This window comes from Streptomyces sp. WM6372, from assembly GCF_001279655.1.
GTDB lineage: Bacteria > Actinomycetota > Actinomycetes > Streptomycetales > Streptomycetaceae > Streptomyces.
This window is the reverse complement of record NZ_LGDB01000197.1, coordinates 1-19,518: the sequence shown is the minus strand read 5'-3', so window position 1 is coordinate 19,518 and position 19,518 is coordinate 1. Positions and strand designations below refer to the sequence as shown.

The 19,518-nt window shown below is 71.1% G+C and carries 22 protein-coding genes; 12 read left to right on the top strand and 10 right to left on the bottom strand.

From position 1 onward, the window contains the following. Positions 1-34 precede the first annotated feature (34 nt). The 3 genes from ADK52_RS23375 to ADK52_RS23365 form a co-directional block, all read right to left on the bottom strand. Entirely contained in the window at positions 35-625 is a 591-nt protein-coding gene (locus ADK52_RS23375) for an N-acetylmuramoyl-L-alanine amidase (RefSeq protein ID WP_182508555.1), read from the bottom strand. A 152-nt stretch (positions 626-777) separates the two neighbouring features. Next, the gene (locus ADK52_RS23370) at positions 778-1,974 is read right to left on the bottom strand and encodes a globin domain-containing protein (RefSeq protein ID WP_053691801.1); all 1,197 of its coding nucleotides are present in this window, start codon (positions 1,972-1,974) and stop codon (positions 778-780) included. 163 nt (positions 1,975-2,137) lie between these two features. After that, positions 2,138-2,593: an RrF2 family transcriptional regulator gene (locus ADK52_RS23365; RefSeq protein WP_053691800.1), complete on the bottom strand. Its 456-nt coding sequence runs from the start codon at positions 2,591-2,593 to the stop codon at positions 2,138-2,140. Between the two features lie 237 nt (positions 2,594-2,830). Between ADK52_RS23365 and ADK52_RS23360 the strand changes: the two genes are divergently transcribed. The 4 genes from ADK52_RS23360 (at position 2,831) to ADK52_RS23345 (ending at position 6,420) form a co-directional block, all read left to right on the top strand. Further along, on the top strand, positions 2,831-4,237 hold the full coding sequence (locus ADK52_RS23360) for a family 2B encapsulin nanocompartment shell protein (RefSeq protein WP_053691799.1): 1,407 nt from the start codon (positions 2,831-2,833) through the stop codon (positions 4,235-4,237). A 41-nt stretch (positions 4,238-4,278) separates the two neighbouring features. Further along, positions 4,279-5,334 (top strand): family 2 encapsulin nanocompartment cargo protein polyprenyl transferase, encoded by a 1,056-nt coding sequence (locus tag ADK52_RS23355; protein ID WP_053691798.1) that lies wholly within the window; start codon positions 4,279-4,281, stop codon positions 5,332-5,334. Between the two features lie 166 nt (positions 5,335-5,500). Then, positions 5,501-6,109, top strand: coding sequence for a GNAT family N-acetyltransferase (locus tag ADK52_RS23350; protein ID WP_053691797.1), 609 nt, complete (start codon positions 5,501-5,503; stop codon positions 6,107-6,109). Between the two features lie 62 nt (positions 6,110-6,171). Continuing rightward, on the top strand, positions 6,172-6,420 hold the full coding sequence (locus ADK52_RS23345; RefSeq protein ID WP_063783919.1) for a hypothetical protein: 249 nt from the start codon (positions 6,172-6,174) through the stop codon (positions 6,418-6,420). 14 nt (positions 6,421-6,434) lie between these two features. On the opposite strand, the gene snpA is transcribed toward ADK52_RS23345, so the two are convergent. Further along, entirely contained in the window at positions 6,435-7,100 is a 666-nt protein-coding gene (gene snpA, locus ADK52_RS23340) for a snapalysin (RefSeq protein WP_053691796.1), read from the bottom strand. Between the two features lie 208 nt (positions 7,101-7,308). Between snpA and ADK52_RS23335 the strand changes: the two genes are divergently transcribed. The 3 genes from ADK52_RS23335 to ADK52_RS23325 all read left to right on the top strand — a co-directional run bounded on the left by ADK52_RS23335 (position 7,309) and on the right by ADK52_RS23325 (position 10,268). After that, positions 7,309-8,241: a LysR family transcriptional regulator gene (locus tag ADK52_RS23335; protein ID WP_053691795.1), complete on the top strand. Its 933-nt coding sequence runs from the start codon at positions 7,309-7,311 to the stop codon at positions 8,239-8,241. A gap of 193 nt (positions 8,242-8,434) precedes the next feature. After that, entirely contained in the window at positions 8,435-9,364 is a 930-nt protein-coding gene (locus tag ADK52_RS23330) for a DUF4097 family beta strand repeat-containing protein (RefSeq protein ID WP_053691794.1), read from the top strand. Position 9,365: 1 nt separating this feature from the next. Continuing rightward, entirely contained in the window at positions 9,366-10,268 is a 903-nt protein-coding gene (locus tag ADK52_RS23325) for a PadR family transcriptional regulator (protein WP_053691793.1), read from the top strand. An 86-nt stretch (positions 10,269-10,354) separates the two neighbouring features. On the opposite strand, the gene ADK52_RS23320 is transcribed toward ADK52_RS23325, so the two are convergent. The 4 genes from ADK52_RS23320 to ADK52_RS23305 form a co-directional block, all read right to left on the bottom strand. Continuing rightward, entirely contained in the window at positions 10,355-10,918 is a 564-nt protein-coding gene (locus ADK52_RS23320) for a Clp protease N-terminal domain-containing protein (protein WP_053691792.1), read from the bottom strand. Further along, positions 10,918-11,127, bottom strand: a complete 210-nt coding sequence (locus tag ADK52_RS23315; protein ID WP_008741547.1) for a helix-turn-helix domain-containing protein — start codon at positions 11,125-11,127, stop codon at positions 10,918-10,920. Before ADK52_RS23315 ends, ADK52_RS23320 begins: the two co-directional genes overlap by 1 nt. A gap of 62 nt (positions 11,128-11,189) precedes the next feature. Beyond that, on the bottom strand, positions 11,190-12,152 hold the full coding sequence (locus tag ADK52_RS23310; protein WP_053691791.1) for a zinc-binding dehydrogenase: 963 nt from the start codon (positions 12,150-12,152) through the stop codon (positions 11,190-11,192). Positions 12,153-12,608: 456 nt separating this feature from the next. Further along, entirely contained in the window at positions 12,609-13,811 is a 1,203-nt protein-coding gene (locus tag ADK52_RS23305; protein ID WP_053691790.1) for an NAD(P)-dependent malic enzyme, read from the bottom strand. A 523-nt stretch (positions 13,812-14,334) separates the two neighbouring features. On the opposite strand from ADK52_RS23305, the gene ADK52_RS23300 reads away from it, so the two are divergent. From ADK52_RS23300 to ADK52_RS23290, 3 genes are read left to right on the top strand one after another with little or no spacing between them, the layout of a single operon-like run. Continuing rightward, entirely contained in the window at positions 14,335-15,294 is a 960-nt protein-coding gene (locus ADK52_RS23300) for an ABC transporter substrate-binding protein (RefSeq protein WP_053691789.1), read from the top strand. A 36-nt stretch (positions 15,295-15,330) separates the two neighbouring features. Then, complete coding sequence (locus ADK52_RS23295; RefSeq protein WP_030153623.1) at positions 15,331-16,281, top strand: amino acid ABC transporter permease; 951 nt, start codon at positions 15,331-15,333, stop codon at positions 16,279-16,281. Beyond that, a complete protein-coding gene (locus tag ADK52_RS23290) occupies positions 16,278-17,045 on the top strand; it encodes an amino acid ABC transporter ATP-binding protein (protein WP_053691788.1) in 768 nt (255 codons plus the stop codon). Before ADK52_RS23295 ends, ADK52_RS23290 begins: the two co-directional genes overlap by 4 nt. Before the next feature lie 89 nt (positions 17,046-17,134). On the opposite strand, the gene ADK52_RS23285 is transcribed toward ADK52_RS23290, so the two are convergent. Next, the gene (locus ADK52_RS23285; RefSeq protein WP_053691787.1) at positions 17,135-17,890 is read right to left on the bottom strand and encodes a class I SAM-dependent methyltransferase; all 756 of its coding nucleotides are present in this window, start codon (positions 17,888-17,890) and stop codon (positions 17,135-17,137) included. Positions 17,891-17,972: 82 nt separating this feature from the next. Between ADK52_RS23285 and ADK52_RS23280 the strand changes: the two genes are divergently transcribed. Next, positions 17,973-18,602, top strand: a complete 630-nt coding sequence (locus tag ADK52_RS23280; RefSeq protein ID WP_053691786.1) for a CGNR zinc finger domain-containing protein — start codon at positions 17,973-17,975, stop codon at positions 18,600-18,602. Here the strand turns inward: ADK52_RS23280 and sodX are convergent. Beyond that, the gene (sodX, locus tag ADK52_RS23275; protein ID WP_078988545.1) at positions 18,506-18,925 is read right to left on the bottom strand and encodes a nickel-type superoxide dismutase maturation protease; all 420 of its coding nucleotides are present in this window, start codon (positions 18,923-18,925) and stop codon (positions 18,506-18,508) included. The genes ADK52_RS23280 and sodX overlap by 97 nt on opposite strands. 183 nt (positions 18,926-19,108) lie before the next feature. On the opposite strand from sodX, the gene sodN reads away from it, so the two are divergent. Further along, positions 19,109-19,504 (top strand): superoxide dismutase, Ni, encoded by a 396-nt coding sequence (gene sodN, locus ADK52_RS23270; RefSeq protein ID WP_008741558.1) that lies wholly within the window; start codon positions 19,109-19,111, stop codon positions 19,502-19,504. Positions 19,505-19,518: the final 14 nt, after the last annotated feature.

The window sequence follows — 19,518 nt, the reverse complement described above, 5'->3', positions numbered from 1 at the left end:
GGGAAGCCCGTGGATCTTCCCGGCGTCAACCTTCTTATTTGAGGCGTTCTCCCACGCGGGCACGGAACGCGTCCATCGGGAAGCCCTTCGGGTCGATCTTGCCGGGCTGCCATTCCAGGTGGCCGATCACCGAGCGCTCCGTCCAGCCGTGGACCCGGCACACGGCGGCCGCCGCGCGGGCCATGGCGTCCAGTTGGACCTCCGGCCAGGGGTCGTGGCCGTCGCCCAGGTTCTCGCACTCGAAGCCGTAGAAGTGCCGGTTCCCGTCGGTGTCCGCGTGGCGGTCCGGCGGGAGCCTCTTCTCCGCGATCACCGCCGCCAGTACGTCCGAGTCGCCCGCCCCGGCGTGGTTGGCGCGGCCGTAGCCGACCAGGTGGACCCGGCCGTCCTTCGTGATGACGCCGTGGCAGAGCGGGCCCGGGAGGGCCTCGTCGCCGTCGCGGCAGAGCTCGACGGTGAACTTCGTGCCGTGCGTGACGGTGTGGTGGATCATCACCCCGTTCACCGGGCCCCACGGGCCCTTGTGGTTGCGGTTGTGGGTGCGCCAGGCACCCACCTCGACGACGGTCAGACCCTCGTTCCGCAGTGCGCCGATGAACCGGTCCGCGGACATGGGTGCGGACATGGCCGCCTCCTCTCCGGGTGCGCGGTGGTCACCTTGTGTGTCCACCTCGTTGCTCTCCGGTGTAGTGGAGGAGGCCCCTCCGGGCTAGTGCCTTCGTACGGCGAGCGAGCCGATCCGGACACTCGTCCCGGCCGGCCCACCCGCCACGGGGGTTACGCGGAGGCCAGCCACAGGTCCGGGCCGAACACCTCGTAGTGGATGTCCGAGGCGGGCACGCCCTTGGCGAGCAGCTGCGCGCGCACGGCCCGCATGAAGGGGAGCGGCCCGCACAGGTACGCCGTCGTGCCCGGGGCCACCGGTACGTCCGCCAGGTCGAGGCGGCCCTCGCCGTCGCCCGGCTCGGCGGCGGCCTCGTACCAGAAGCGGGCCGAGGCGTCGGCGAGCTTGTGCGTCAGGGCCCGGTGGTCGGCCCGCAGCGCGTGGTCGGCGGGGGAGCGGTCGGCGTGCAGGACGGTCACGGGAGCGGCGTGTCCGGTGTCGGCGAGGTGCTCCAGCATCGACAGCATCGGGGTGCAGCCGATCCCGGCCGAGGCGAGCAGGACCGGCGCGGCCGGATCCCGCAGGACGAGGTCGCCGTACGGGGCCGAGACCCGCAGGGTGTCGCCGGTCGCGATCCGGGCGTGGAGGTGGTTCGACACCTCGCCGTCGGGACCCGCGGCCGCCGCGCCGTGGACCCGCTTGACCGTGATCGAGCGGACCGGGGAGCCGGGCGCGCTGGAGAGGCTGTACTGGCGTATCTGCCGCGCCCCGTCGGACAGTTCCACCTGGACCGAGACGTACTGGCCGGGCTTGAAGGAGGGGGCCGCGGCGCCGTCCGCCGGGACCAGGTGGAAGGTGGTGCAGTCGGTGGTCTCCTCGACGCGGGCGGCGACCGTCCAGGTGCGCCAGACGTCACCGGCGAGGACCTGCTGCTCGGCGTAGAGCCGCTCCTCGATGGCGATCAGGGCGTTGGCCATCAGCCAGTAGACCTCGTCCCAGGCCTCGGCCACCTCGGGGGTGACGGCCTTTCCGAGGATCTCGGCGATCGCCTGGAAGAGGTGGTGGTGGACGACCGGGTACTGCTCGCGGGTGACGCCGAGGGAGGCGTGCTTGTGCGCGATGCGCCGCAGCATCACGTCGGGGCGGGTGTCCGGGTGGGCGACGAGGTGGGTGGCGAAGGCCGCCACGGAGCCGGCGAGGGCCTGCTTCTGGAGGCCGGCGTTCTGGTTGCCGCGGTTGAACAGGTCGCGGAGCAGCTCGGGGTGGGCCGCGAACAGCTTCGTGTAGAAGAGGTCCGCGATGTCGCCGATGGCCGCGCCGACGGCGGGCAGGGTGGCGCGTACGGTCTCGGTCGACTTCTCGGACAGCATGGGGGGCTCCTCTTCGCGTCGGGTACGTCTGCGTCAACTAATAGGTATTTAGGATGCTTATTTTTGGGTGTGGGGACACCCGTTCGGACCGTTGATGTCAGGTGGCGGGAACCGGCCAACCGCCCCCGGGTCCAAGGGCTCAGGGCTTCGGGGCCTCAAGAGTTCAGGGGCTCGCCGTCCGCCCCGGCGGCCCGCCCGCGATGCCCAGCAGCAGCGGGCCGGTCGGCGCCGCGACGAGATCGGCCACCGTCAGCGGGTCCAGTGCGGCGAAGAAGGCCTCCTGGGCCCGGCGCAGCGCGCCCCGCAGGACGCAGGCCCCGCGCAGCGGGCAGGGGGTGGTGCCGTCGCAGTCCACGACGTCCCCCGCGCCCTCCAGTTCGCGGACCACCCCGCCCACCGAGGCCGCCCGGCCGGCGGCGGTCAGCGTGAGTCCGCCGCCGCGGCCGCGGCGCGCCTCGACCAGGCCGAGGTGCTGGAGCCGGGCGACCACCTTCGCCGTGTGCGTGTACGGGACCTCCATGGTCGCCGCCACGTCGCGCGTGGTCGGGAGGTCCGCGTCCGCGACGGCGAGGCGCATCAGGACGCGCAGCGCCAGGTCGGTGAATCGGGTCAGCCGCATGGCCCCACCCTAGAAAACTCGCATCTGTCATGCAAATTAAAGGGGCCCTTCGCACGCCCCGGACTCCGGGGTGGCTGGAACCAGTGGGACGAAAGGGGTCTCGCGTGAAGGAGGTGAACTCCAAAGAGTGCCCACGCCCGGACGGAGTAGTCCCACCCTTTTGTGTAATGGTCCCACCACGTTCCGTACTGGGAGGCTGCATCCCGCAGATCCATGGAGTGATCGAAAGGGATACACATGTCGGTCCAGGCAGGTTCCGAATCCGAGGTCCAGGCACCGCAGAGGAGCCTTGCGACCTCGGCCGCGCGGAACTTGGCAACCACGACCAAGTCCGCGCCGCAGATGCAGGAGATCACCGACCGGTGGCTCCTGAAGATGCTCCCGTGGGTGTCCGTACAGGGCGGCACCTACCGGGTGAACCGGCGGCTGAGCTACTCGGTCGGCGACGGACGCGTGGAGTTCATCAAGACCGGGACCCAGGTCCAGGTCATCCCGGCCGAACTCGGCGAACTCCCGCTGCTGCGCACCTACGAGGACCAGGACGTGCTCACCGAGCTCGCCCAGCGGTGCCGGCAGATCGACTTCGAGGCCGGCCAGGAGCTGACCTCCTTCGGCAGCGCCTCCGACAACGTGTTCCTGCTGGCGCACGGCCGCGTCGAGCAGATCGGCCCCGGCCCGTACGGGGACGACGCCGTCCTGCGGACCGTCGCCGACGGCGCCTACTTCGGCGAGGACTCCCTCGTCGACGAGGAGGCGATCTGGGAGTACACCGCCCGCGCCGTCACCTCCGGCACCGCGCTCGTCCTCTCCCGCCAGGACTTCCAGCTGCTCGCCGACCGGGTCGACTCGCTGCGCGCGCACGTGGAGGCCCAGCGCTCCCTGCCCGCCCAGCGCGCCAACCAGTACGGCGAGGCCGCGATCGACCTCTCCGCCGGCCACCACGGCGAGGCCGTCCTCCCCGGCACCTTCGTGGACTACGAGGCCAGGCCGCGCGAGTACGAGCTCTCCATTGCACAAACGGTCCTGCGGGTGCACACGCGCGTCGCCGACCTCTACAACCAGCCGATGAACCAGACCGAGCAGCAGTTGCGGCTCACGGTCGAGGCGCTGCGCGAGCGCCAGGAGCACGAGATGCTCAACAACCCGGAGTTCGGCCTGCTCCACAACGCCGACTACGACCAGCGCATCCAGCCGCACGACGGCGGGCCGAGCCCCGACGACCTGGACCAGCTCCTCAGCATGCGGCGCGGCTCCGACATGTTCCTCGCGCACCCCAAGGCCATCGCCGCCTTCGGCCGCGAGTGCAACAAGCGCGGCCTGGTCCCCGAGACGATCGACGTCGGCGGCACCCGGATGACGACCTGGCGGGGCGTCCCGATCTTCCCGTGCAACAAGATCCCGATCAGCGACGCCCGGACGACGTCCATCCTCTGCATGCGCACCGGCGAGGACGAGTCCGGTGTCATCGGCCTCCACCAGCCCGGCATCCCGGACGAGATCGAGCCGAGCATGTCGGTGCGTTTCATGGGCATCAGCGAGCAGGCGATCATCTCGTACCTGGTCACCGCGTACTTCTCCGCCGCGGTGCTGGTGCCGGACGCGCTCGGCGTCCTGGAGAACGTCGAGATCGCCCGCTGGCGCTGAGCGGCGGGCCGAGCGGGACGACCGGGGATCGGGGAGACGCCATGGGCACCACTGAGGCGATCACGACCGGCGAGGGGCACGAGGCCGCGGCCCTGCTGGAGCGGACGAGAGAAACGGTCAACCCGGAACTGCGCCGCACGGTCGAGAGCCTGCCGGGCTCGATGCGGCGCGTGGCGATGTACCACTTCGGCTGGGAGCGGGCGGACGGCGCCCCTGCCGCGGGCAACGCGGGCAAGGCCATCCGGCCCGCCCTCGTGCTCGCCGCGGACCGCGCCCTGCGGGGCGGCCGGGACGAGAAGGAGGCCGAGGGCGCCGTACGGGCGGCGGTGGCCGTGGAGCTGGCGCACAACTTCACGCTGCTGCACGACGACGTCATCGACAAGGACACGAAGCGCCGCGGCCGGCCCACCGCCTGGACCGTGTTCGGGATACCGGACGCGATCATCACCGGCGACGCCATGATGGCGCTCGCGCTGCGGCTGCTGGCGGAGGACCCGCACCCCGCTTCGGCGGCGGCCTCGGCGCGGCTCGCGACCTGCGTCATCGAGCTGTGCGCGGGCCAGCAGGCGGACTGCGCGTTCGAGCAGCGCCCGTACGTCTCGCTCGACGAGTGCCTGACCATGGCGACGGCCAAGACGGGGGCCCTGCTGGGCTGTGCCTGCGCGCTCGGCGCGCTCTACGCGGGCGCCGGGCCGGACGAGGTCGACGCGATGGACGCGTTCGGACGGGAGGCCGGGCTGGCCTTCCAGCTGATCGACGACCTGATCGGCATCTGGGGGGACCCGGGGCACACCGGCAAACCCGCCGGGGCCGATCTGATCGCCCGCAAGAAGTCCCTCCCGGTCGTGGCCGCCCTCACCTCGGGGACCGCGGCGGGCGAGGAGCTGGCGGCCCTGTACGCGGGGCCCATGACCGCGGACGACGTACGCAGGGCCGCCGAGGCGGTGGACCGGGCCGGCGGACGCGACTGGGCGCAGGCCCATGCCGCGGACCGGATGGGCCGGGCGGTGCAGCTGCTGTCCCGGGCCGTGCCGGACCTCGGGGCGGCGGGCGGGCTGCTGGCGCTGGCGGAGTTCGTGACGCGGCGGACGCGGTGAGCCCGTAGCCGGGGGCGGGCGGTCGGTCGTGAGCAAGCCGCGTACGCAAGCCGCATGCGCAAGCCCCGTTCCGGCACCGCATGGTGCCGGAACGGGGCTTTCCGCTGTTCCGGGCCAACTCTAGGATCGCTCGCGGTAGTTGAAACGCGAGCGAAGGGTGTGCCCAGTGGCGCTGGAGATACGTCAGGCGGATCAGTCGGACCGGGACGCGGTGGCCGGCCTCCTCGACCAGGCCTTCCGCACCGACCCGGTCAGCAGCTGGGTCTTCCCGGACCCGGAACACAGGGCCGCGGTGCACGGCAGGTTCCTGGGCGTCTTCGTGGACGTGGCGCTGGCGGAGGGCCGGATCGACTACGCGGTGGACGGCTCGGCGGCCGCCCTGTGGCTGCGGGTCCCGGCGGGTGATCCGGACGGAGAAGCCGCCGAGGACGACGTGCCGGCGAGGATGCGGGCGGCCGCCGACCCCGACAACGAGCGGTGCGAGCTGGTCGGCCGGCTGACGGGCGAGGTCCACCCGACGGCCGAGGAGCACGAGTACCTGCTGATGATCGCGGTCGCCCCGGACCGCCAGGGCGAGGGGCTCGGGACGGAGCTGATGCGGCCGGTGCTGGAGCGCTGCGACCGCGAGGGCGTGCCGGCGTACCTGGAGGCGAGCAGCGAGCGCAGCAAGGGGCTGTACGAGCGGCTCGGCTGGCGGTTCACGGGCGAGGCGGTGCGGCTGCCGGAGGGGCCGCCGATGTGGCCGATGTGGCGCAAACCGCAGGGGACGGCGTAGTCGCTCTCGCGGCGTCGAGCGCTGGAGCCGCCGAACGCGCGGAACCGGCCTACCGTGGGGGTATGGCCGGTGAACAGCACCAACAGCAGGACCGGCGCCACGCGGCGCCGCATCCGCACCCGCACGGCACGATCGCCCCGCAGGCCGGGCACGAGCAGCACACGTGCCCGGCCTGCAGACGCCCCGTCGACACCATCGTGCGCAGGCGCAAGGCGCTGGGGATCTTCATCCCGGAGTGGGTGCCGGGTCCCTGTAGGAACCCGGACTGCCCCGAGGGTGCGATCGAGGTGGGGAAGCCGACCGGGCTCTAGCCACCTCCGACGGATCAGCCCTTCGTGCCCAGGCCCGACGCGGCCAGCCCGTTGATCCACAGCTGGTTCACGCGCGAGCGCTCCGCGGAGTTCGGGTAGGGGTTCTGGCAGGAGGTGCCCGGGCCGCCGCCCGACATCAGCTCGGAGCAGGGGCCCGAGTAGTGGTCCGGCAGACCCAGCACGTGTCCGGTCTCGTGCGCGGTCACCCGGGTGGAGTTGTACTGCTGGTTCTGCCGGTAGTCGAGGAAGATGTAGCCCCGGCCGTGGCCGTCCGTGCTCGCGTACGAACCGCGCGAGTCGTTGCCCTCGTAGTACGAGAAGTTCCCGCCGGAGGAGACCTCCTGGAGCTTCACGTTCGAGACCGAGCTGTTCCATATCTGGGTGGAGCTGGCTATCTGGCTGCGGAAGCTGGGCGCGTTGCGCGTGTTGTACGTGACGGTCACCGCGAGGACGCCCGGGTTCGCGGCGCGCTGCTCGGCGACCGAGCGCTGCACGGCCTCGAAGAAGGCGCGGTTCGCGTCCTGGTTCTCCTGCGAGCGCTCGTACGCCGAGTAGGTGGCGGCGTTGCCGACGGGAGCGGGGGCGGCGCTGGCGGTGGGGACGGCGCCGAGGGCGGCCGCGAAGCCGAGGCCGATGGTGGCGGCCAGAACGGCCTTTCGGGACGTACGGGAGTGGCGCATGTGGGGGGGCTCCTACTCATCCGGTGCGGGGGGTGGGTCGTTCGGTACCGGAGTCTGCGGGAGCGGGAGTGGCCGGCGGATGATGTCAGACACCGATAGCGCGGCCCTATCGGCAAGATTTCGGAAGGTCAACTTCCATGAGAATGGCGGGATTCGATGGGGTATCAGTGGCTGGTGCGGTCCACTGGGACCGGCCTACTCTCGGGTCATGGAGCTCGAGGTGAGGCACCTGCGCGCACTGTGCGCCATTGCCGACGCCGGCAGTCTGCACAAAGCCGCGCGGCAGCTCGGCGTGAGCCAGCCCTCCCTGACGACCCAGCTGCGGCGCATCGAACGCGCCCTGGACGGCGAGCTGTTCCTGCGTGAGCGCACCGGCTGCCGGCCCACCCCGTTCGGCCGCACCGTCCTCGGCCGGGCCCGCCCGCTGCTGGCCGAGATGGCCGCGCTCGTCGCCGAGGCGAGGGCGCTGGCGCGCGGGCCGCGGCTGAGCATCGGCTCCACGGCCAGCCGCGCGATACCGGGGTGGCTGCGCCGGATTCACCGCCGGATGCCGGACACCGAGACCTCGCTGATGGTGGACGTCTCCGCCAACGCCCTGCTGCGGATGGTGGCTTCGGGGCAGCTGGACGTGGCGTTCGTCCACGAGGTGGAGGGCTGCCCGCTGCGGGTGCCGGCCGGGCTGGAGCTGCGGACCCTGATGGAGCGCGAGCCGCAGTTCGTGTCGATGTCCCGGGACCATCCGGCGGCGCGCCTGCCGGTGGTCGAGTTACAGGACCTGGCGGCGGACCGGTGGACGGTCGACCCCTCCGTGGACGGCGAATGGGACGGCCTGCGGCGGGTGTTCGCCGGGGCCGGGCTGGACCCCCCGGGGCTGCACGCCGACTACCACACCGCGACCTCGCTGATCGTCTCCGGCGAGGCGGTCGCCCCCTGCCAGCCGACGTCGGGGCCGCGCGACGACATGGCGATCCGCCCGCTCTCCGGCGACCCCCTGGCGGTCCGGCTGCTGCTGGCCACCCGCCCGGGCGCCCACGCCGAGGTCTTCGAGGACCTCCGCGCCGCCTACCGCGAAGCCGCGCTGCGCACGCCCCCCTACCGCGCCTGGCTCCACCACCACGAAAGTCCCCTCCTGGCGGCTTAGCCGCGATACAACGCGACACCAGCCCCGCCGTCCGTCCGAGGCGCGGGGTCGCTGACGGCTGCCCCCGATCGGCACCGGATCCCGGACCTGCGACAGGGCGCACGCTTGACTTCGGCGTACCGCGATATATCGTGTTCATCAGAAGACGCGATATGTTGCGTGCCGTGTCCGTACGCCGAGGAGGATCAGCACCATGGCAGAGCAGAAGACGTGGTCGGTCGCCGAACCGCAGAAGCTCACCTTCGAGGAGCCGGTGACCGAGCTCCGCGTCCGTGTCGTGGGCGGGACGGTCAACGTCGTCGCCGACGAGGGCCCGGCCCGGCTGGAGGTGGCCGCGGTCGACGGGCCGCCGCTGTACGTCGTGCAGGAGGGCGGCACCCTCACCGTCTCCTACGAGGACCTCCCCTGGAACGGCTCCCAGGGCTTCAAGGAGTGGCTGGAGGCCAAGCCCTGGAAGTCCTGGACCCGCACGGGTCTCGGCCGCAAGGCCTGGGAGCGCAGCGCCACCGTCACCCTCACCGTCCCCGCCGCCACCCGCGTGCAGCTCGCGGTCGTCGGCGCCGCAGCGGTCGTCTCCGGCATCGCCGCCGGTACCGACGTCCACGGGGTCTCCGGCGACGTCACGCTGGTCGGCCTGTCCGGCAAGGTCGGCGCGAACACCGTCTCCGGCAGCGTCGAGGCCCAGTCCGTCACCGGCGAGCTCGGCTTCCACTCCGTCTCCGGCGGCCTGACCGTCGTCGACGGCGCGGGCGGCAGCGTACGGGCCGACTCGGTCAGCGGCGACATGCTCATCGACCTCGCCCTCGACCCGGCCGCCCCGCGCCCCGTGGACATCTCCCTGAACTCCGTCTCCGGGCAGGTCGCCATCCGCCTCCCGCACCCCGCGGACGCGCGGGTGGAGGCGAACACGGCCACCGGTGGCGTATCCAACGCCTTCGAGGACCTGCTCGTCTCCGGCCACTTCGCCGCCAAGCGCATCGCCGGCACGCTCGGCGCAGGCACCGGAACCCTGCGGGCCACCACCGTCTCGGGTTCCATCGCCCTGCTGCGCCGCCCGGCCGCCGACGCCCCGTCCGACGAGGGCTCAGCCGCCCCCCTCGTGCTCGACAAGAAGGTGCTCTGACATGCCGCCCGTCTTCGCCCACGGCCGCCTCCGCCTCTACCTGCTCAAGCTGCTGGACGAGGCCCCGCGGCACGGCTACGAGGTGATCCGCCTGCTGGAGGAGAGGTTCCAGGGCCTGTACGCGCCCTCCGCGGGCACCGTGTACCCCCGGCTGGCCAAGCTGGAGGCCGAGGGTCTGGTCACGTACGCCACCGAAGGCGGGCGCAAGGTGTACTCCATCACCGACGCGGGCCGGGCCGAACTGGCCGACCGCGGCGGTGAACTCGCGGACCTGGAGCTGGAGATCCGCGACTCGGTCTCCGAACTGGCCGCCGAGATCCGCGACGACGTACGGGGCGCGGCGGGCGCGCTGCGCCGCGAGATGCGGGCCGCGGCCTCCGCGTCGGCGGCCCCGGTCGAGGACGCGTCCTGGGCGGCGGCCAAGGAGGAGCTGCGCAAGGCCAAGCAGGAGTGGAAGGAGCAGGCGCGCCGGGCGAAGGACGAGAGCCGCCGGGCCCGCGAGGAGGCCCAGCAGGCCCGCCGCCAGGCCAAGGAGGCGCAGGAGCGGGCGCGCGAGGAGGTCATGCGGATCGCGGTCCAGTTCCAGGAGCAGTTCGCGAAGTCCGGCGGGGTGCTGGGCAATCTGGCCGGCAGCTGGCTCGGCGGCACCGGCAAGGACACCACCGCGACCACGGATGCCGCCTCCGCCTCCGCCAGTACGGCCGCCGGCCCGCGCTGGGCCGAGGACCTCGCCCCCACCGGCGACCCGGCCCGTGACCTGGACCGGCTGCTCGACCGCTTCCGCGACGACGTCCGCGACGCGGCCCGCGACCACGGCGTCACCCCGGCCAAGCTGGCCGAGGCCCGCGCCCACCTCGCGGCGGCCGCGGACCGCCTCGCCGAGACGCTCCGGCCGAAGCGGTAGGCCCGCGGGGCCGGGCGCAGCGCCCGCCGGCAGCGCCCGCCGGCCGCGCCCGCCCGCCCCACCCGCCCGGCGCGACAGGTCGCGCGTCAGCCCGCCGTCAGCCCCGCCTCGGCCCCCGCGTACGTGACGCCGTGGTCCGCCAGGACCTCGGCGGCCGTGCCCGGGCGCGAGAGCAGGGCCAGCAGCAGGTGCACGGTGGCGATGTGGCGGTCGTGGCGGCCCAGCGCGATGCGCAGGGACTGCTCCAGGGTCTTCTTCGCGCCCTGCGCCAAGGGAACGTGCCGGCTCACCGGCTCCGGGCGGCCCAGCGCCGAGCGGAGCGAGGAGCCCAGGGTCCGCCGCCGCGGGGCCGCGGCGGCCAGTACGCCCTCGCCGTGGGCCTCCTCGACCCGGGAGAGGATCGCGGTCAGGTCGATGCCGAGGCCCGCGAGGGCCTCCTCGTCCGCCCGGGACATGCCGCCCCGGCGGCGGGCCGTGGCGAGGTCCGCCGCCATCGCGGCGCGGTCCACGCCCAGCGGGTCCAGCGCGCCCCGTTCCAGCAGGGCCAGGAGCAGGTGTTCCTCGGTGACCGTGGCGGCCCCCGCCTGCCGGGCCCCGGCCACGGCGTCCACCACGGTGTCCCTGGCGTCCTGCGTGAAGCGTTCGAACATCAGACCCTCCCGTGCTTCTTGTGTACGGCCTGCCGGCTGACGCCCAGCTCGGCCGCGATCTCCTGCCAGGACCACCCCTGGGCGCGGGCGCTGCGCACCTGCACGGCCTCCAGCTGCTCCAGCAGCCTGCGGAGGGCGGCCACGGCACGCAGGCCCACCCGCGGATCGCGGTCACCGGCCCGTTCGGCGAGATCGGTCGCTTCTGTCATGCCTGTCAATGTAGGTTGACAGGCATGATGGCGTCAACTGACATTGACAATCCGGCCGGCGCCTACACGGTCAGGACGATCTTTCCGAACAGATCGCCCGCCTCCAGCTTCTCGAAGCCCTCCCGCGCCCGGTCCAGCGGCAGCACCTCGTCGATCACCGGCCGCACCCCCGTCGCCGCGCAGAAGGCCAGCAGGTCCTCCAGCTCGTCCTTCGATCCCATCGTCGAGCCGACCACCTTGAGCTCCAGGAAGAAGATCCGCGTCAGCTCGGCGTGCGCCGGCCGGTCCCCGCTCGTGGCACCCGAGATGACCAGGGTGCCGCCGGGGCGCAGCGACTTGACCGAGTGCGACCAGGTGGCCGCGCCGACCGTCTCGATCACCGCGTCCACCCGCTGCGGCAGCCGCGCGCCCGGCTCGTACGCCTCCACCGCGCCCAGCTCCACCGCCCGCTTGCGCTTGGCCTCGTCCCGGCTGGTGGCGAAGACGCGCAGGCCCGCCGCCTTGCCGAGGACGATGGCGGCGGTCGCGACCCCGCCGCCCGCGCCCTGCACCAGTACCGAGTCGCCGGGGCGCACGCCCGCGTTGGTGAACAGCATCCGGTACGCCGTCAGCCATGCCGTCGGCAGGCACGCGGCCTCCTCGAACGACAGCTCGGCGGGCTTGCGCAGGACGTTCCAGGCCGGGACGGTCACCTGCTCGGCGAAGGTGCCCTGGTACCGCTCGGTCAGGATCGAGCGCGGCTCGTCGGGGCCGACCCCGTGGCCGCTCTGGCCGATCACGGAGTGCAGGACGACCTCGTTGCCGTCCTGGTCGATGCCGGCGGCGTCGCAGCCGAGGATCATCGGGAGTTTGTCCTCGCCGAGGCCGACCCCGCGCAGCGACCACAGGTCGTGGTGGTTGAGGGAGGCGGCCTTGACGTTCACGGTCACCCAGCCGGGGCGGGCCTCGGGGGCCGGGCGCTCGCCCAGCACGAGGCCGCTCAGCGGCTGGTCACGGTCGATTCGGGCGGCGTAGGCAGCGAACATGCCGCGACGCTACCGTCCGGTAGCGCGTCGGGCCATACCTGTCGGGGCCGTGCCGGTGAGGCCTTCGTCGCACGGCGGCCCGTACGGATCGGTGGCCGCCGGCGGGAACCGGGCGGGGGTGTTCCCGCGTCCGTACTGGACTGTCCGAAAGTCGAACGGAATCTTTCGTTGCGTCCTCAACTAAGCGTGCGACGTGCGGTCTTGTGCGTCCGAAAGAGGGAAGCGGAACGTAAGGATCGAGCCTGGGGTGGCGGTAATATTCACGCCATGCCGCCCGGCTCGTCATGAGCCTGCCACCTTGTGGCCGGATTCTCATTGGCGAAGCGTCAGCTTCGCGGAGGAGCTGAGGCGGCGCATCCCCTCCCGGCTCGGGGGCGGGGAGGGTGTGCCACAACGGAAGAGGGGCCCGGCCGGATGGACATCCGGCCGGGCCCCTCTTCCGCTGCTGCTGCCGGGTCAGGCCAGGCGGGCCACGCCGTCGGCCTTGGCCGCCGCCGCGACCGCGGCCGCGACGGCCTCGGCGACGCGCGGGTCGAACGGCGACGGGATCACGTAGTCGGCGGCGAGCTCGTCACCCACGACACCGGCGATGGCGTCGGCGGCGGCGATCTTCATGCCCTCGGTGATCCGGCTGGCGCGGACCTTCAGGGCGCCCGCGAAGATGCCCGGGAACGCCAGCACGTTGTTGATCTGGTTCGGGAAGTCCGAACGGCCCGTGGCCACGACCGCCGCGTACTTGTGCGCGACGTCCGGGTGGACCTCCGGGTTCGGGTTGGCCATGGCGAAGACGAAGGCGTCCTTCGCCATCGAGGCCACCGCCTCCTCGGGCACGGTGCCGCCCGAGACGCCGATGAACACGTCCGCGCCGTTCAGAGCCGTTTCCAGGGAGCCGGTCTGGCCGGTCCTGTTCGTCAGGCCCGCGATCTCCGCCTTGACGTCCGTCAGGTCGGAGCGGTCCGCGGAGACGACGCCCTTGCGGTCGGTGACGCACACGTCGCCGATGCCCGCGTCCACGAGGATCTTGGCGATGGCGATGCCCGCCGCGCCCGCACCCGAGATCACGGCGCGCAGGTCGCCGAGCGTGCGCCCGGTCAGCTTCGCGGCGTTCCGCAGGGCGGCCAGGGTCACGATCGCCGTGCCGTGCTGGTCGTCGTGGAAGATCGGGATGTCCAGGGCTTCCTGGAGCCGGCGCTCGATCTCGAAGCAGCGGGGGGCGGAGATGTCCTCCAGGTTCACCCCGCCGAAGGACGGAGCCAGACGGATGACCGTCTCGACGATCTCGTCCGCGTCCTTGGTCGCGAGCGCGATCGGCACCGCGTCCACACCGCCGAACTGCTTGAACAGGATGGCCTTGCCCTCCATCACGGGGAGGGAGGCCTCGGGACCGATGTCACCGAGTCCGAGCACGGCCGTACCGTCGGTGACGACGGCGACCACGTTCGACTTCCAGGTGTACTCGTTCACCAGTTCGGGCTGCTCCGCGATGGCGCTGCAGACCTTCGCCACGCCGGGCGTGTACGCGAGGGACAGGTCGTCCTTGTTCTGGACCGGCACCGTGGCCTGGATGGCCATCTTGCCGCCCCGGTGCAGTGCGAACACCGCGTCCGGGTTGTTGTCCGTCGCGCTGTCGCTGCGAGGATTGACGATCTCCGCTGCCACTTTCTTGGCCCCTTAAGTCTTTGAATCGTTGAGGGTGACCACACCTGGTTAAGGGGTGGGCGGGCACCGCGTCCGTACTCCGCATCGACGGTTGGCCCGTCTCCGCGAAGGGGAGGTTCGTACGCGCGGGCGCGCCGCACGCGCGCCCTGAGCCCCGGATGAGGGGTGTAAGGATCCGTTGTACCCGAAGAACGCTCACCCAGACGAGTCGATTCCTGCTCGACTGTAGACCTCTTGTCCTGTTTTCGGCGAAAGGTCCAAACGACTCTGTCCAATGGACGAGACGGACCGCAAATACTCCGTCAAAAAGGCCAGGTGGCAGCGGTTCCTGCGGCCCAGAACCCCCCATTCCGCAGTCCTGTTGGGTACCCCGGCCCACCCGTTATCCGATTTTGACCTGACGAACTGCCTGAATGCGTCAGTCCGAATGGCAAGATGCCGTAATCACACGAGGTCGCGACACTCGAAGGTGCGTGCCCGACCGTTCTCGGATGCTCCACCAGCCAGCCGGAGGAACCAGCTCATGACCGCAAGCACCACCCGTCGTACGACCGCCGCCCGGTCCCGGATCGCCGCGGTCGGCGCGATCGCGGTCGCCGGAGCCCTGATCCTCACCGGCTGTGGCGACCAGACGGACAAGGGCGCCTCGTCGACCCCCTCCGGCGGTACGTCGAAGGACAGCTCCGCCCCGCTCTTCTCGGCCCTGCCGAAGAAGATCCAGGACGCCGGTGTCATCAAGATCGGTACGGACTCCGCCTACGCCCCGATGGAGTTCGTCGAGGGCGGCAAGATCGTCGGTGTCGACCCCGACATCGCCGAGGCGCTCGCCAAGCAGCTCGGTGTGAAGATGCAGTTCACCGCGGGCACCTTCGACGGCCTGATCACCTCGATCTACACCGGCCGCGAAGACGCGATCATGTCGTCGATCACCGACAACAAGCAGCGCCAGGAGGGCCTCGACGACAAGGGCCAGAAGATCGGCAAGGGGATCGACTTCGTCGACTACTTCTCCTCCGGCCTCTCGCTCCTCGTCAAGAAGGGCAACCCCGAGGGCATCAAGTCCCTGGACGACCTCTGCGGCAAGACGGTGGCCGTCCAGCGCGGCACCACCTACGAGGACGCCTTCAAGGCCCAGGCCGAGAAGTGCGGCGACAAGAAGCTCACCATCCAGGCCTTCGACACCGACGCCGAGGCGCAGACCCGCGTCAAGGCCGGCGGCGCCGTCGCCGACCTGAACGACTACCCGGTCGCCGCCTACACGGTGAAGACCTCCGGTGGCGGCAACGACTTCGAGATCGCCGGCCAGCAGAGCGGCGTCGGCCTCTTCGGCATCGGCGTGAGCAAGGAGAACACCCAGCTCCGCGACGCCCTCAAGCAGGCACTCGACGCCGCGATCAAGGACGGCTCCTACGCCAAGGCGCTGGAGAAGTGGAACGTGCAGGACAGTGCCGTCAAGTCCGCGACGGTCAACGCAGGTCAGTAAGTCCCGCGCTCCACGCTCCACTGAAGGGCAGTCATTGTGACTGACAAGATCGAAAAGGGTCCGGCCGAGAACCCGCCGGCCGGACCCGGCGCCTCGGGCCTCCCGTACGAGGCCATCAAGGCAATTCCGGTACGGCACTACGGCCGCTGGGTCAGCGGCGTCGTCGTCGTCGCGCTGCTCGTCTGGCTCGTCTACGCGTTCGCCAACGGCAACGTCATCTGGGCAACGGTCGGCGACAAGCTGTTCGACCCGGCTGTTCTGAGCGGTCTCGGCAACACCGTGATCATCAGCGTGTCGGCCATGGCGCTGGGCCTCGTGCTCGGCATCCTGTTCGCGGTGATGCGGCTTTCCAAGAACCCGGTGACGGGCGCCGTCTCCTGGCTCTACATCTGGTTCTTCCGCGGTACCCCGGTGTACGTCCAGCTGCTGGTGTGGTTCAACCTGTCGCTGATCTTCCAGTACATCAACCTCGGTCCGATCTACAAGAACGAGACCGTCGACATCATGACCCCGTTCATGGTCGCCCTCCTGGGCCTCGGCCTGAACGAGGGCGCGTACATGGCGGAGATCGTCCGGGCCGGCATCCAGTCGGTCGACGAGGGCCAGACCGAGGCCGCCCACGCGCTCGGCATGCCGCAGACGAAGACCATGCGCCGGATCGTGCTCCCGCAGGCGATGCGCGTGATCATCCCGCCGACGGGCAACGAGTTCATCAACATGCTGAAGACCTCCTCCCTGGTCTCGGCGGTGCAGTACACGGAACTCCTGCGGGCTTCGTCGAACATCGGCAACACGGCCGGTGCCATCATGGAGATGCTGTTCGTGGCCTCCTTCTGGTACCTGGCCCTGACCAGTGTGTTCAGCGTCGGCCAGTACTACCTGGAGCGCCGCTTCGCCCGTGGTTCCACGCGGAACCTGCCGCCGACGCCGTTCCAGCGTCTGAAGGCCAACCTGAACATGTTCCGCCGTACGGAGGTCGCGCGATGACCGCTCAGCCGATGGTCAAGGCCGAGGGCGTCCACAAGTCGTACGGTGCCGCCCACATCCTGCGGGGCATCGACCTCGAGGTCGCGCCGCGCGAGGTCTTCTGCCTGGTCGGCCCGTCCGGCTCCGGCAAGTCGACCTTCCTGCGGTGCATCAACCACCTGGAGCGCATCAACTCCGGCCGCCTCTCCGTGGACGGCCAGCTGGTGGGCTACAAGCAGAAGGGCGACAAGCTCTACGAGCTGAAGGACAGCGAGGTCGCGGCCCAGCGCCGCGAGATCGGCATGGTCTTCCAGCGCTTCAACCTCTTCCCGCACATGACGGCCATAGAGAACGTCATGGAAGCCCCCGTCATGGTCAAGGGCGAGTCCAAGGCGGTGGCGCGCGAGCGCGCCGTGCGCCTGCTCGACCGCGTGGGCCTGGGCGACAAGGGCGGGAACTACCCCTCGCAGCTCTCCGGCGGCCAGCAGCAGCGCGTGGCGATCGCCCGCGCGCTGGCCATGGAGCCGAAGCTGATGCTCTTCGACGAGCCCACCTCGGCGCTCGACCCGGAGCTCGTCGGCGACGTCCTCGACGTCATGCGGGACCTGGCCGAGTCGGGCATGACCATGATCGTGGTGACCCACGAGATGGGCTTCGCCCGCGAGGTCGGCGACAACCTCGTCTTCATGGACGGCGGCGTCGTGGTCGAATCCGGCCACCCGCGCGAGGTGCTCGGCAACCCCCAGCACGACCGCACGAAGGCGTTCCTGTCCAAGGTGCTGTAAGCACGGCGAACGGACGAGAGGGGCGGTACGGGATTCCCGTACCGCCCCTCTCGCGCGTCGCGGAAAGTTCTCACTTTCCTACAAGGGCACTACTTCAGGCCCAGGACCAGTGCGTCCGAGGGCGAGCGCCACACCGTCCGGGCCTCCGCGAAGCCCGCCCCGCGCAGGGTCCGCACGTGCCAGGCGGCGTCGGGGGTGTCCCCGTCGGCGTGCTCGCCGTAGATCTCGTACCGGCGCTTCGTCGGCTCGGCGAGCACCGGGTCGGCGGCCGCGAGGGCCCACCAGTCGGCCCAGTCCAGCGCGCCGGACGCGCGCGCCCGGTCCATCGCGGCGTGCCGGTGGGCGCGCTCGGCGGCGTTGATGCGCGGGGTCGCCGCGTCGGGCATGTGGTCGGCGTTCATGAAGACCCCGCCCTCGCGCAGCAGCGGGGCGAGCTGCCCGTACACCACGGCGAGCTGCGGGGAGTGCAGCCAGTGCAGGGCGGTGGCCGTCAGGACGGCGTCGTACGTGTCGTACGGGAGCGCCGAGGTCCAGTCGGGGTCCTTGAGGTCCGCGGTGACGAACGTGACACGGCTGTCGCCGTCGAAGTGGCCCCGTGCGATGGTCAACAGCGCCGGGTCGAGATCGACGCCCGTACTGGTGGACTGCGGGAACCGCCGGAAGACGCGGTCCGTAATACTTCCCGTACCGCACGCCAGATCCAGCACCCGGGGGGTGGGTCCCACCAGTGCCTCGACCATGTCCAGCATCACCCGGAACCGCTCCTCGCGGTCGGGCATGTACCACTCCTGCTGCCGGTCCCAGCTCTCCTGCCAGGCCTGCCAGTCGGTCGTGGTCTCCGCCATCGCTCACCCTCCAGTCGTAATACCCTCGAATAAGTCTCGGCCGTTACTTCGAGACCCTAATCCGCAGCCGTAAGGACTACAAGTGGAACTGGCCCATTACTCGGACTATGCCGTGCGCCTGGTCAACACCGAGGAGCCGGCCCGCAACAAGGACTCGCTGACCTCGGTGGACGCCGTCCGGGGCCTCTTCGGCGCCAGCGCGCAGATGGCCCGGCGCGTCACCGACACCGACGTCACCCGCTTCCGCAACGTCCGCGGCCGGCTGCGCGCCGTCTTCGAGGCCGCCGACGGCGGCGACCACGTGCTCGCGGTCGACCTGCTGAACTCCCTGCTCATGGAGTTCCCCGTCAGCCCGCAGGTCTCCGGCCACGAGTACCTCGACGACGAGGGCCGCCCCAACTGGCACATCCACCTCGCCGACCACCCCTCGAACGCCTCCGCCGGCTACGCCGCGATCGCGTCCTTCGGCCTGGCCTTCCACCTCACCGAGCACGGCCCCGACCGCCTCGGCCTGTGCCAGGCCGCGCCCTGCCGCAACGCCTACCTCGACACCTCCACCAACCGCTCCCGGCGCTACTGCTCCGACCGCTGCGCCACCCGCGCCAACGTGGCCGCCTACCGGGCCCGCAAACGTCTCGAAGCCGAGGCGTCCGGCCAGAGCGGCCGCAGCGCCGACGCGGCCCAGGACAGCCGCGCCCTCAGCGAACTCTGATCCGCCGCGCGCGGCCGGAAGCGCAGCACCGCCGTCGCCAGCACCAGCTCCTCGGGCACCGTCCCGTAGTCGGTGCTGTCGCCGGTCTCGTTGTACGGGTTGTCCCCGAGCACCCACCAGCCGCCCGGCCGCCGCTCCACCGCCCGCTTGACCACCAACAGGTCCTGCTGGAACGGGTGGCGCAGCACCACCACGTCACCCGGGCGCACGACGGCCCCGTACCGGACCACCAGCCGGTCCCCGTGCAGCAGCGTCGGCACCATCGAGGGTCCCGCCACCTCCAGTACCTCGAACGCCATCCGCGAGTGCCTTCTCTCCACCATGCGCGACCTCCTCGCCCGCTCTCGCCTCACTGCGCATGCTGCCGCAGCCTCCCGTACATTCGCTCACCGGTCCGGACGCCACCCTGGACTTTTGTCCTAAGCCCCTGGGGCCGCTCGCGAAATCCCCTGTCCCACGGAGTAATCTCCCCTCTTGAGAAGACGATCACGAGGAGGACAAACTCCATGCTTTCCCGCCTCTTCGCCCCCAAGGCGAAGGTCTCCGCCCACTGCGATCTTCCGTGCGGCGTGTACGACCCTGCCCAGGCCCGCATCGAGGCCGAGTCCGTCAAGGCCGTCCAGGAGAAGTACCAGGCCAACGAGGACGCCGACTTCCGCGCGCGCGCCATCACCATCAAGGAGCAGCGCGCCGAGCTCGCCAAGCACCACGTCTCGGTGCTGTGGAGCGACTACTTCAAGCCCCCGCACTTCGAGAAGTACCCGCAGCTGCACACCCTGGTCAACGACACCCTGAAGGCCCTCTCGGCCGCCAAGGCGTCGAACGACCCGGCGACCGGCCAGAAGGCGCTCGAGCTCATCGCCGAGATCGACCGCATCTTCTGGGAGACCAAGGCCGCCTGATCCCGGCGCGTCCC